The organism is Bacillus sp. AC266, assembly GCF_979253805.1.
Genome location: NZ_CEEDEC010000004.1, coordinates 330,975 through 344,939, shown reverse-complemented (window position 1 = coordinate 344,939; position 13,965 = coordinate 330,975). Strand labels below are relative to the sequence as shown.

Annotated in this window: 12 protein-coding genes; all 12 read left to right on the top strand. The window is 30.5% G+C overall.

Annotated elements, in window-relative coordinates; genetic code table 11:
• Positions 1 to 259 precede the first annotated feature (259 nt).
• Positions 260 to 1,003 carry a YveK family protein gene (locus tag AC0IXC_RS18765; RefSeq protein WP_471653142.1) on the top strand — a complete coding sequence of 248 codons (744 nt, stop codon included), beginning with the start codon at positions 260 to 262 and terminating at the stop codon, positions 1,001 to 1,003.
• Positions 993 to 1,697, top strand: coding sequence for a CpsD/CapB family tyrosine-protein kinase (locus AC0IXC_RS18760; RefSeq protein WP_016102294.1), 705 nt, complete (start codon positions 993 to 995; stop codon positions 1,695 to 1,697). The genes AC0IXC_RS18765 and AC0IXC_RS18760 overlap by 11 nt, the downstream gene beginning before the upstream one ends.
• A 109-nt stretch (positions 1,698 to 1,806) precedes the next feature.
• Positions 1,807 to 2,574, top strand: coding sequence for a CpsB/CapC family capsule biosynthesis tyrosine phosphatase (locus AC0IXC_RS18755; RefSeq protein ID WP_214933060.1), 768 nt, complete (start codon positions 1,807 to 1,809; stop codon positions 2,572 to 2,574).
• 248 nt (positions 2,575 to 2,822) lie between these two features.
• Positions 2,823 to 3,704 (top strand): UTP--glucose-1-phosphate uridylyltransferase GalU, encoded by an 882-nt coding sequence (galU, locus tag AC0IXC_RS18750; RefSeq protein WP_427342502.1) that lies wholly within the window; start codon positions 2,823 to 2,825, stop codon positions 3,702 to 3,704.
• Between the two features lie 18 nt (positions 3,705 to 3,722).
• Positions 3,723 to 4,403, top strand: a complete 681-nt coding sequence (locus AC0IXC_RS18745; RefSeq protein WP_002130028.1) for a sugar transferase — start codon at positions 3,723 to 3,725, stop codon at positions 4,401 to 4,403.
• Positions 4,404 to 4,588: 185 nt separating this feature from the next.
• Positions 4,589 to 5,569, top strand: coding sequence for a glycosyltransferase family 4 protein (locus tag AC0IXC_RS18740; protein WP_016102291.1), 981 nt, complete (start codon positions 4,589 to 4,591; stop codon positions 5,567 to 5,569).
• Positions 5,566 to 6,843 (top strand): lipopolysaccharide biosynthesis protein, encoded by a 1,278-nt coding sequence (locus AC0IXC_RS18735; protein ID WP_471653141.1) that lies wholly within the window; start codon positions 5,566 to 5,568, stop codon positions 6,841 to 6,843. The genes AC0IXC_RS18740 and AC0IXC_RS18735 overlap by 4 nt, the downstream gene beginning before the upstream one ends.
• A 55-nt stretch (positions 6,844 to 6,898) precedes the next feature.
• Positions 6,899 to 9,127, top strand: coding sequence for a heparinase II/III family protein (locus AC0IXC_RS18730; protein WP_471653140.1), 2,229 nt, complete (start codon positions 6,899 to 6,901; stop codon positions 9,125 to 9,127).
• Positions 9,128 to 9,248: 121 nt separating this feature from the next.
• Positions 9,249 to 10,451 carry a glycosyltransferase family protein gene (locus tag AC0IXC_RS18725; protein WP_471653139.1) on the top strand — a complete coding sequence of 401 codons (1,203 nt, stop codon included), beginning with the start codon at positions 9,249 to 9,251 and terminating at the stop codon, positions 10,449 to 10,451.
• A 44-nt stretch (positions 10,452 to 10,495) separates the two neighbouring features.
• Positions 10,496 to 11,848, top strand: a complete 1,353-nt coding sequence (locus AC0IXC_RS18720; protein WP_471653138.1) for a glycosyltransferase family 39 protein — start codon at positions 10,496 to 10,498, stop codon at positions 11,846 to 11,848.
• 138 nt (positions 11,849 to 11,986) lie between these two features.
• Positions 11,987 to 12,784 (top strand): glycosyltransferase, encoded by a 798-nt coding sequence (locus tag AC0IXC_RS18715; RefSeq protein ID WP_471653137.1) that lies wholly within the window; start codon positions 11,987 to 11,989, stop codon positions 12,782 to 12,784.
• A gap of 21 nt (positions 12,785 to 12,805) precedes the next feature.
• Positions 12,806 to 13,927 carry a glycosyltransferase family 4 protein gene (locus AC0IXC_RS18710; protein ID WP_471653136.1) on the top strand — a complete coding sequence of 374 codons (1,122 nt, stop codon included), beginning with the start codon at positions 12,806 to 12,808 and terminating at the stop codon, positions 13,925 to 13,927.
• Positions 13,928 to 13,965: the final 38 nt, after the last annotated feature.

The following is a 13,965-nucleotide window of genomic DNA, read 5'->3' as shown; positions in this document are numbered from 1 at the left end:
TAGTAATTCTTAAAGCTGGTAAGTGTTGTTACCAGTTTTTTTGAATTATTTTAAAATTATATATTTAATTATATAAAAAAAATGATATAATAGGAATTTTGTAAAATTGATGGAATGTGTTGTCATATTTAAGATTATTTTGTAAGATTATATATGTTTTCAAATAACAAAAGAACATAGATATGACTAAAATAAAAAAATGTAAGATTATATGTTATAATTTTTCTTATGTGCAAATTTTAGAAAGTTGGAGGAACTTATGGAAGAAACAATTAGTTTGAAAGAGTTATTTCATATTTTAAAAAAACGTTTAGCAATGATCCTCGTAATCGCCTTTGGTGCAGCTATAGTAAGTGCTATCATTAGCTTCTTCTTCATGACACCAATCTATCAATCTTCAACGCAAATTCTTGTGAATCAGAAGAAGCAAGAAGGGGCAATGATTCAAGCTGGTGAAGTTCAAACGAATATTCAATTAACGAATACATATAAGGTTATTATTAAAAGCCCAGTAATCTTAGATCAAGTGAATGAAAAATTAAATTTAAATATGACAGCGCAAGCTTTAACAGAAAAGATTAATGTTACAAATGAAAAAGATTCACAAGTCATCTCTGTTACAGCTGAGGATAAAGATCCAAAAGTAGCTCGTGATATTGCAAATGCAACTGCAGATGTATTTAAAGGTGAAGTTGCTAAAATTATGAATGTTGATAACGTAACTGTATTATCAAAAGCAGAAGTTGGAGAAAATCAGTCTCCAATTAAACCACGTCCGATGTTAAACGTAGTAATTGCTTTTGTTGTTGGTTTAATGGCTGCAGTTGGTCTTGCATTCTTACTAGAATACTTAGACAACACAGTGAAAAAAGAAGAAGATGTAGAAAGCTTACTTGGCTTACCGGTGTTAGGTATTGTAGCACGTATGGATGAAGAAACAGCAAGCGTGAAATCACATGCTCCATCATCAAGAAAAGTGAGGGGACAAACAATTGGCTCTTAATAGTTTATTTAAAAAGAAACAAAATCATCGTCAACGTCGTCAATTAATTGCTCATCAACAACCGAAATCACCAATTTCAGAACAATATCGTAATATTCGAACGAATATCGAATTTGCATCTGTTGATACGAATTTACATTCGTTAATGGTAACGTCTGCTAACCCGAGTGAAGGGAAAACGACGACAACAGCGAATATGGCAGTTGTTTTTGCTCAACAAGGAAAGAAAGTATTATTAATTGATGCAGATATGCGTAAACCAGCGATGCATCAAATGTTCCAAGTTGATAATATTTTCGGATTAACGAATGTATTAACACATAGTGAACGGTTAGAGAAGTGTGTACAAACGACATTAGTTGATAATTTACACTTTTTAGCGTGTGGTCCAATCCCACCAAATCCGGCGGAATTGTTAGGTTCGAAATCGATGAAAGAACTTCTTGGGCAAGCATATAGCATGTATGATTTAGTCATCTTTGATTTACCGCCAATTTTAGCTGTAACAGATGCGCAAATTATGGCGAATGTATGTGATGCATCTATTCTTGTCGTTCGTAGTGAATCGACAGAAAAGGAAACAGCGGTAAAAGCAAAAGGATTGTTAGAATCGGCTAAAGGTAAACTGTTAGGCGTTGTCCTGAACGACCGTGAACGTGAACAAGGCTTATATTATTACTACGGTGCAAACTAATTAAAAAGTGAGATATGGCAAAAACATATCTCCTTTTTTCCTTTGAATATGAGATAACTCATATTCAAAGGAAAAAAGATTTTTATATGAGAGAGGGAGGATGAAACAAATGATTGATTTACATTGTCACATTTTACCTGGCATCGATGATGGTGCACAAACAGTAACAGATAGTCTGGCCATGGCACAAAAGGCTGTTCAAGAAGGAATACATACAATCGTCGCAACACCACACCATCAAAACGGGAAATATACAAATGAACGTACTTCAATTATTCATCAAGTAAAACAACTAAATGATGAACTACAACAAAATGAAATTCCACTGAAAATTTTACCAGGGCAAGAGGTCAGGTTATATGGTGATTTATTAGAAGACTATGAAGCTAGTAAAATCGTTACCTTAAACGAAACGAATAAATACATATTAATTGAGTTTCCATCTAATCACGTACCTCGCTATGCAGAGCAACTATTATATGAATTACGTGTTAAAGGAATGATCCCAATTATCGTTCATCCAGAACGCAATGCCGAGTTAATCGAGCGGCCAGATAAGTTATACAGCCTTGTAAGTAAGGGTGCATTAACGCAAGTAACGGCAGGTAGCTTGCTAGGAAATTTCGGCAAAAAGATAAAAAAATTCTCACTACAACTCGTTGAACATAATTTAACGCATATGATTGCGTCAGATGCACATAACACAACATCAAGAGGATTTCATCTAGCGGAAAGTTACGAATTAATCGGAAAAGAATTCGGAATGAACGTTATGAATGATTTAAAAGAAAATACGTATTTATTAATTAGCGGAAAAGCAATTTATAAAGAAGATCCAGAACTAATTCGTCGTAAAAAATTGTTCGGTATTTTCTAAATAAGGAATTGGTGATGTCTCCTAACCGTTATCAACGGGGGCACTCGGTCGTGCTGTGGGTAGAAATTTTTATTTCTTGCCTACCTTAGACGCTTGTCGTCGGGAGTATGATGTGAGGATTGGTTAGATGCCTATAATTTTATTTATGCCAGAAACTCTACCTATGGAGTTATAAAAATGACTCTATAGGTAGGGTTTTTGTTATTGTTACATAAAGATAAAACGATATTTTTTTGGGGGGACAAGATTTGAAAAAAGTAAGAAAAGCAATTATCCCAGCCGCTGGTCTTGGGACGAGGTTTTTACCAGCAACAAAAGCAATGCCGAAAGAGATGTTACCAATCGTTGATAAACCGACAATTCAATACATAGTAGAAGAAGCGATAGAATCAGGAATTGAAGATATTATTATTGTTACTGGAAAAGGGAAGCGTGCAATTGAAGATCATTTTGATCATTCTTTTGAGTTAGAGCAAAACCTTTTAGAAAAAGGAAAGCATGAAATGCTTGAGAAAGTTCAAGCTTCTTCAAAAATTAACATTCATTACATAAGACAAAAAGAACCAAAAGGTTTAGGACATGCAGTATGGTGCGCACGTAAATTTATTGGAAATGAGCCATTCGCGGTATTACTTGGCGATGATATTGTACAGGCTGAAACACCATGTTTACGACAGCTAATGAACGAGTGCGAGGCAACACATTCATCTGTCATTGGTGTACAAACGGTACCAGAAAATGAAACACATCGTTACGGAATTATTGATCCAATCACACAAAATGGTCGTCAATATCAAGTACGTCAGTTTGTAGAAAAACCAGTACAAGGAACAGCACCATCCAACTTAGCAATTATGGGTCGTTACGTATTAACGCCAGAAATCTTTATGTTTCTTGAAAATCAACAAACAGGTGCTGGTGGGGAAATTCAGTTAACGGATGCAATCCAACGATTAAATGAAATTCAACGAGTGTTTGCTTATGACTTTGAAGGAACTCGTTATGATGTTGGGGAGAAGTTTGGGTTCATTAAGACGACGATTGAAATGGCATTGCAACATGATGAATTGAAAGATGAATTAATGCAGTATATGAACGAACTTGTAAAAATAAAAAATGTACATGTGTAAAGTTGAGGTGAAGAGGGCTTGGAAGAAAGAGGCGTAATAAACGAATCTGTAGGGAAAGAAATAGATGAGGTTAAAAAAATATCAATGGTTCATGCATTCTTAAAAAGGACTATAGATATTATAGGTGCTATTGTTGGTTTGATAATATTTTCTCCATTTTTTATTATAATTCCTATTCTATATATGCGTGGGGAAGCAAAAGGACCAGTTTTCTTTAAACAATCTAGAATTGGTAAAAATGGTGAGGTTTTTGGTATTTATAAATTCCGTTCTATGGTAGTTAATGCAGAAGAAAAATTAGAAAAAAATGAAGTACTATACAAGAAATATATAGATAATAATTATAAACTTGAACCGGAAGAAGATCCACGTATTACAAATATAGGGCGCTTTTTACGAAAAACAAGTCTAGATGAATTGCCACAATTTATTAATGTTCTTAAAGGTGAGATGACCTTGGTTGGTCCGAGGCCAGTTATCCAAGAAGAATTAAAAGAATATGGCTCAAAAACTTCAGACTTCTTGTCAGTTAGCCCTGGTCTAACCGGTTATTGGCAGGTAAGTGGTAGGAGTGATGTAGGATATCCGGAAAGAGTAGATATAGAATTATACTATGTGTATAACCAATCCTTAAAATTAGATATTACTATCTTATTTAAAACAGTTTTATTGGTTGTATTACGTAAGGGTGCTTATTAAACATAATAAGCACCTTTTTGAGATTAATTATAAATAGATTCCTTGAGAGAGTTATAGTCTTTTCTATCTGAGGGATCTATTTGTTTTTTATATCAAATTTTTCGAAAACTAAATAATAATGTTAGATATACCATTATAAATATTAAATCTGGTACGTTTAATGGAATTAAGAGGGAATGTAAAATATGAGCGAAAAATATTTTCTTATAGGTCCTTATCCTCCTCCATTGGGAGGCGTGAGTATATATATATATAGGTATAGTAAATTCCTAGAAAAGCAAGGTGAAGAAGTAGAATTCATTGATTTTGATAAAATGAGTCGTTTAGAAAAGTTGAAATTTTTAGTGTGCCATTGTGTAATGTCACCACAAAAACATACTTTCCACCTCAATGAATTTAATACATTAACTATGGTTGCTTTATTATTACGTCCATTTCAATGTAGAATCATTTTACAAAACCATTCTATAAGAATTTTAGATACCTTTCGTAATATGAAAAAAATAATGACTAAATTATTTATAAAAAAAGTAGATCATTGTGTGTTGGTTGGAGAACATTTAAAAGATGGATATAGAAAGAATAATATACAACTCCCCAAAAAAGTTGTGGTAAAATCACCTTTTATACCACCTCCATTAGAGGATGAAGAGCATATCTTGTCGACGTATAGCGAAGAGGTTATAAGTTTTTTAAATAACCGTGAACAAATATTAATAGGCAATGCCTCAAAGATTACATTTTATCAGGATATAGATTTGTATGGAATTGATATGTGTATAGAGATAATAAGAATTTTAAAAAACAAGTACCCAAAAATAGGATTGGTTTTTGCTTTAGCAGAAATAGGCGATGAAGATTATTTTAAAAGTATTTTAGAAAAAATTAAAGAATACAAAATAGAGGATAATATGTTATTTCTTACAGGGCAAAAAGAACTATGGCCCCTATTTAAAAAGTCGGATATAATGATTCGTCCAACTTATAGTGATGCTTATGGTATAAGTATTGAAGAAGCAATTTACTTTAATTGTAGAGCGATTGCAAGTAATGTTTGCAATAGGCCAGAGGGTACGATATTGTTCGAAAATCGAAATATAAATGATTTGGTATGTAATATTGAAAAATGTATTGAAGATATGGATTTTAAGGAGAAATCAACATGATGCAGCTACTGGAAAATCTGAGAGAGAAAATCCATAATAATATCATTCAACTAAGAAAAAAAGGTTTTTTTAGTTTATTATTAACAAAATTTTTAGTACAGTTTGTTGGGTTCGGAAGTGTTATTTTAGTTGCGAAATTTATTTCTCCTGAAAGTATGGCGCAGATAAAAAGCTTGCAGACTTATTTAATATTAGCTGTTCTAATAGGTACTTTTGGACTTGATACAGCAATATTAAAATATTGTTCAGAACCCAGGAAGGACAACGAAAAAAGTTATCTTCTCTCATATGCGATTCGCAGAAGCATAATCTTTTGTGTGATTGCTGTAATATTATTTAACCTATTTTTAGTTTTATCTCCGAAATATTCTGTATTTCAGTGGGGGGTATATACACTCTGTATTCCAATGCTTACTATGACAAATATTTTGATGAATTATTTGTTGGCTCTGAAAAGGGTAAAACGAATGGCTGTTATACAATCAATAATAAAAATTCAAAATGCCATATTTATTATTCTTGGTACGTGGTTTTTCGGTATTAAGGGGTTTATTATTGCGACAGTTCTAGGATTAGTAATAGGATTATTTCCACTGTTTAAAGAAGTAAATTCTATAAAAATATCGTATAATATGTCCGGAAAAATACCCTCTACATTTTGGAATATTGCTTTTTTTAGTTTTTTGGCTAATTTTACTAACAGTATAGGAAATTATACAGATATTATTATTATGGATAATTTTTCTACAAATCGAGTTGAGATGGGATACTATGCAATAGCAACTATATTTTTATTAGGAGCAACGCAAGTTACTGCTACTTTACAGAATATTTATACACCGTATTTGACTGAAAGCAATAAGGATATTAATAAGTTAAAACAGATGACTTTTAATATACAAAAAAAGGCTTTAGTAGTAAGTATTTTTGTAGGGATTACAGTTTATTTAGGGGCGAAACTATTTGTTCCTATTTTTTATGGGGACTATTACATAAATACTGTTACATATACTGGTGTATTAATGATTAAATACGTAATATATTCATCCTATGCAATTGTAGCAATTATGTTAATTGCCTTAGGAAGAATGAAAGAGAATTTTTTAGTAAACCTTATTTCTGTTCCTATTATTTTGTTAATTAATTATTTTGTTGGAAAACATTTATCTATCATTGGAATAGCGTGGGCGCAAGTATTTAATGCTTTATTGGTACTGGTTATACAATACGCCTTTGTTTTTATAGTGATAAAGAAAGAGAGAAGACACGTTTAAGTTTTTTTTGCAAAAAACGAAAGGTTGTAATAGTAAAGAGGCAGGTGATAGCATATTGAATTACTTCCAAAAAATAGAAGGTTTATCTGTAAAGGAAATCCTAGAGAAAGCGAAGAGAAAAATCGTTTATAAATCATCAAGAAAGATTGAATGTTGGAAAGATAGTATAGTTTCTAGTTACTCAAAAGAATTTTTTGATTATGAATTAGAGGAGATTTTATCAAAAATCGTGGAGTATGAATTTGATGAAAATGAAGTGCAACAAATTAGAGATTTAACTTCACTTTATAGGAACCATTATTTTGATTTATTGGGATCAGGGTGGGTGAATGTTAAATATAATATGAAGTGCCCGGGATTAGAAAAATATCAGTATACTTCAAAGGTAATTGAAGTTGATAAGAATAGTGATTGGATAAAAACCTTAATTAATAAAGAAAATCAAAATTATAGTAAATATGTTAGGAGTCATATATCTAGTAGTTATGTACCTATAGATTGGCGAATCGATTTTAAATCAGGATATACGTGGGACTCCAAAAAGCATTATTCTGAATTGAATCTTAATATAGAGCCAGGAATTGATGTTAAAGTACCTTGGGAACTTTCCAGAATGCAACATTTAATTCAATTTGTTTGGGCATATATGCTAGCGAGTAAAGGAAACAAAGAATTTGATAATCCTGAGGTATATGAAAGAGAATTTCAAGATGAAATTCTTGATTTTATCTCTGTAAATCCCCCTAATTTTGGAGTGAATTGGACGTGCACTATGGACGTTGCGATTCGAGCGGCTAATTGGCTTTTGGTTTATGATTTATTTAAAGTACAAGGAGTAGAATTTAATAAGGAATTTGAAAAAATATTTGTACTTTCTATATATGATCATGGGAAATTTATTTTTAACCATCTAGAACGTAATAAAGGGATAAGAAATAATCATTATTTATCTAATATTGTAGGATTATTCTTCATTTCCGCATATCTTCCCGTTACAAAAGAGGTATCAACATGGTTGAATTTTTCATTTCAAGAATTAATTCAAGAGATGGATTTTCAATTTTATACAGAAGGTTCAAACTTTGAAAATTCAACTACGTATCATCGTTTGTCTGCTGAACTTATGCTTTATGCAACAGCGGTAGCCCTATCATTACCTGAAAAGAAAATAGAGATAATGCATAATTATACATTACAGAAACATGTTGATATTTGTAAAAATATAGGGTTCAGAATTAATCCAAGTAAATTTTGGGGTTGCTCAAGCAAGGAGTTATTTCCAAATTGGTATATAGAAAGATTGGAAAAAATGGCGGAATTTACAGTTGATATTACTAAGCCTAATGGGGAAGTTGCGCAATTTGGCGATAATGATAGTGGAAGATTCTTCAAGGCACAGCCAATTTATAATTTATTAAAAGTTCAGGAAGCTAAAAAAAGATATTTAAATTTAAGTGCTTATAATGAATTAAGCAATAAAGGGAATTACTGGGATGAAGACTTTTTAGATCATCGTTTTCTAGTAGCAGGAATCAATGCTTTATTTAAAAGGAAGGAATTTTTTAATTTTGTAAATAAACCTTCTATAGAATATACATTAATTCAAAGTATGGTTAAAAATCATATCAAAACATATGAGGAATCTGTTCCAAGGTGTTTAAAGCATGATACTTTAGATTTTTCTATAAATGAAAAGGAAAAAGATGAAATTAGTAAAATTGAAGAACAAGAAAAATTTGTTCAGTACAGTTTTAGATCTAAATCTAATTTGATGGAGGGAATGGAAAAAATAGCATATTCTGATTTTGGTATGTATATTTTTAAATCTCAGGATTTCTATTTAGCTATTAGGTGTGGAAACTTAGGTACTAATGGAAAGGGAAGTCATGATCATAACGATCAACTCGGCATCGAGTTAGTAATTGATGGGGAAGATATTATCAAAGATCCTGGAACATATTTATACACACCAATACCAGAGAAAAGAAATCTATTTAGGTCAACTAAAGCACATTTTACAATCCAATTTGGCGATATTGAACAAAATAATTTTTATGATGAATTGAATGGTTTATTTAGCTTAGAGCATAATACCAATAGCCGTTGTTTAGAATTTAAAAAAAATAGTTTTATAGGATGCCATAATGGTTATGGTCATAAAGTATATAGGAAAATAGAAATCTCTGAAAACCAGGTAGTGATAACAGATTTTGGGACAAGTACTATTAATCAAGGATTTAATTACTATTCAAACGGTTACGGACGAATTATGAGAAATAAATAAAGGGCATTTAAAAATAAGATTTTTTGGTATAACTCTAGTGAATTAATGGGCTAGAGAGTGGATAGTATTGTGTTATATGATGTAAATTAAATGAATTTTAGAAGGGATTTATTACAAGAATATGAAGAGAGTAATGGTAATTAGTTATTGGTATTATCCGGAAAATGTAGCACGTGCTTTCCATGTGAAAGGTATTGTATCTTCTTTGATACAAGAGGGGTATCATGTAGATTTAATAATTCCTAGAAATACTATGTATCAAGAGATTGGTACTAGAGATCCAGATAATATAACTGTACATCAAGTGAAGCCAGGTATGTTACTTCATAAAGAAAAAAATAGATGGGATGTTAATAAAAATATACTAAATAATTCCCATAGTAATTTTTTTATTAAAGGTTTGAAAAAACTCTATGATGTACTTGTTTGGCCAGATCGAACAGTTGAGTGGGCAATAAATGCATATCGTTATGTGAAAAAAAATAAACTGCATAGTAATAGTGAAGCAATGGTGACTGTTGGATTACCGGTTTCTACTCATATTACAGGACATTTATTAAAAAAAGATGCTACTCATTTAAAGTGGATAGCTGATTACGGAGATCCATTCTCTTATAATCCAGATCGAAAAATAAGAAAATACGATAAGTTTTTAGAATCAAAGATACTTAATAATGTCAATTCTATAGTAATACCAACAGAAAATGCAATAGATTGCTACACTAATTTGGGCGTGAATAGGTCGAAAATTCATGTTATTCCCCAACTATTTGAAGAACAACAAGGTGAAAGTAACTATAAGATTGATAAGGAAAAATTTAATATCATGTATGCTGGATCTTTTTATAGAGGAATTAGAAGTCCAGTGGAATTTATCCATGGTCTAGTATTAGCCAGTAAAAAGAATCCGAAGCTACATTTTCATTATTTTGGAAATGTTAATGCATTAGAAGAATTTTTAGAGATTGAAGGACTGGATATAAAAACAATTCCTATTACAGTAAACACCTTTAAAGATAGAAGTGAAATTATTAGTATTATGAAAAAGATGGATTTATTAATTAATTTAAATAACAAAAGTACAAGTCAAATACCTAGTAAAATTATTGATTACTTGTACGCAGATACGAGAATTTTGAATGTAGGATCAAATTTAACTGAGTTATTTGATAATGTTGATAATGAAAAGGAAAAAATCGCGAAAAAATTAGTGAAGATTAGTACAAACTCTACTGATTTTGATTACTCTGAATTGAAGGGGTTTTATAGCTATAATGTTAATTCAAGTCAATATAATAGTATTCTTCAAAAGGAAGATTCTTGATTTATGAATAATTTACCAATTTTATATAAGGTGTTTGAGAAAATATGAATGTAAAAATCAATAATTTATTACTAGTGTATGTGGCAGTATTGATTTTATCAATTTTTGTAAATGATACAGCGCAGAATATCACAATAATCGTTAGTCTAGTTGTTTTGAATATACTGGCATACAGGCGTTTGAAATTGAATAAACCAATAATTTGTTTATTGGGGATATTGTTGACGAGTATATTTGTAATTATAGTATATATTCAATACTATAATGCCATCAGCTTAGGTTTTAGTGATGGGAATTTATTAGGGAAAATCGGGGGAAATTTTTACGCTGATACCAAAAATTATTATGATGAATCACAACAACTTGTACAGATACTTTTTAGTCAGAACTTTAAATATTGGTTATCAGGGGATTTTAAGCATTTTGGATTTTATGGTCCGTATAATGCCTATAATATACTTAATGCTGTCTTAATTAGTATATTTGGTCCTAATCTTTTAACTTTGATATTATTAAAAGTAAAAGTAAGTATTTTAAGTTATTACTTATTGTATAAGATAGCAAGTAACTACTTAAATGATAAATGGGCTATTTTTTCAATAATGTTATATGAATTATACCCAGCTAATTTGCTTGTCATATCCACTCTTTCTAGAGACAATATAAATTCTTTTTTAGTGATACTAGTATGTTATTACTGTATATATTTTGCTGGAAATAACTTTGAAAATAAAGTAAAGTATACTATTAAAATTTTAATTACACTAATATTTCTGTTTTTATTTAGGTCATATGCCGCTCCTATTACTATTATTTCGTTGAGTTGTGCGTATTTCTTCTCAAAAAAGCAGTCTGTTAAAAATTATTTATTAGTAACTATTTTGATGATTGTTGTAATTATAGGATGCTATGTTTATGGATTCGAGAATATACAAAATAAACTTACACTGAATGATGGAACTCAGCCATGGATAGCAGAACGTTCTGAAGGGTGGAACTTACCTATATATAGTGTACTGTATAGCTTTTTGGGACAAACGACAGTTATAAATAATTATGATTTATCCGCATTTTCTGAGTTTTTGAATCTATCTTCTTTTTATTATCAAAATTTCATTTTAATGTTCAGCTTTGTAGGTATTACTATTCTTATGTTTATCAGAAAAAAACAAAAGGATACTTGGATTTGGTTGTTATGCTGTATAATGCCTATGTTGTTTATCGTATTAATTACAAGTGTATACGGGCTTCCAATACCTAGATTATATAATATGTGGATATGGCTAAATTGCTTGTTAATAGGAATCGTAATCAATAGATTTAGGGAGAAGTTATTGTTCTTGGGATTAGTTAGTTTTATTCTTATTGTTATGTTGACGGGTTTTTTAGTCAAATAATCTATTTGTTAAACACAATTACAACATTTGTTTATATAAAAATTTAGAATGTTTACACGTAGATAATCATTACATGTATTTTATGTGATGATTATTTATGTTTTTATTATTATACGAAGTATGAATTGGAGAGGTTTTATGTCGGAAATAGCATTATTAATTCCCGTATATAACGATCAAGTTGGTTTAAATCAAACCTTAGAATCCTTATTGAAGGAAACAAAAGAGAAGATAGATGTAGTAGTTGTTGATGACGGTAGTAAGGAATCGATCCATGTTCCTAAGACTATTGGAATTCACCATATTATTTTTATAAAGTCTGAGGTTAATAAAGGAATTGAGTATGTCTTAAATTTAGGATTAAAGTATATTTGTGATAATGGCTATACATTTGTTGCCAGGATAGATGCAGGAGATACAATTGAGCCTAATCGATTTTATAAGCAGAAAAAATATATGTTAGATAATCCAAATTACATGTTGATAGGATCAAATGTGAGGCATACGGATATGAATGGTAAAGAAGTGTTTATAGAGCGTGTGCCGCTTTCGACAGATGAAATAAAAAAGAGGATGCATATTAATAGTTGTTTCCCACACCCATCCGTTATGTTTAGAACAGTGATTATTGAAGAGATTGGTGTATATCACACTGATTTTCCAGCAGCAGAAGATTATGAGTTTTTCTTCAGGATAATGAATAAATATAAGGTTTCGAATTTAGATGAAGTTCTCATTTGTAAAGAAATCAATCCAAATAGTATCTCATTAAGTAGGCGAAAAAGACAGTTGTATAGCAGAATAAAAATTCAAAAAAAATATTTTAACCCTCTAGTTTTAGAAAGTTATGTGGGAATAATAAAATCTTTTATCCTGCTAGTAGCTCCTAATAAGCTAATTATTGGTCTTAAATCTTTATTAAGCAGATCTAACTAATGATAAAAGGGGTAGTGAGGAATGAAAAAGATTGTTTTTATATGTGAGGCATTAGGTGGAGGAGTTAGAAGGCATTTAGTAGACCTACTCTCAAATTTAGACCTAAATAAATATGAAGTACATGTTATACATGGTACTAGGCGGGTAGATAATGTATTTCTATCGGCAAAAAATGATCTTATGAGAAAGGGGCTCTACTTTTACGAAGTCAAAGAAATGGTGAGGGAATTATCAGTTAAGAATGACATAGGAGCTACAAAATTAATTATAAAAATATTACGGGAAATTAAGCCACAGGTTGTTCATTGCCATAGCTCTAAAGCAGGTGCAATAGGTAGAATAGCAGCAAAAATATGTGGAGTAAAACAAGTATACTATACGCCACATGCATATGTATTTCAAAACCCGAATTTATCAGCGAAGAAAAAATTCATATACAAGAATATTGAAAAATTATTAGGTTCTTTAACCACGAAGGTCCTTCATGTTTCTAAGGGTGAAGAAGCATTTGCTTTGGGGCATAAAGTCATTTCATTAAATAAATCAATGGTAGTATATAATGGTATTTCTTCACCCTCTACAGATAACGAACTTCCTTTAAAAGGTTGTAAAGAGAAATTGGTAGTGGGAACAATTGCGAGAATGGATTATCAAAAAAACCCATGGTTATTTATTCGTATAGCTGAACAAGTGATTAAGGAAAATCAAAACGTTGAATTTGTATATATTGGAGATGGAGAGTATTTTAAAGAAGTTTCTGATTATGTTAAAGAGAATAATTTAAGTGAATTTATTAAATTAAAAGGATTTCATTCAAACCCAGATATAGAATTAATTTGTTTTGATATATTCTTATCTACTTCCTTATACGAGGGTATGCCATATTCATTAATAGAGGCATTATCATATAAAAAACCTATTATCGCAACGGATGTTGTAGGTAATAATGAAATAGTAGTTGATGATTATAATGGTTATCTTTTTGATAAAGATAATGCTAAAGAAGGCACACAAAAAATATTAGAAATTATAAAAAATCCTAGCCTATATAATAAGCTTTCTAATAATGGCTTTAGGTCATTTGAGGAAAACTTTACGATTGAAAAGATGCTATCTTCAATAGAAGGGGTATATTCGAAATAAAAGATTATAGGTAGTACAAAGAGGTTTATAATTAAGGA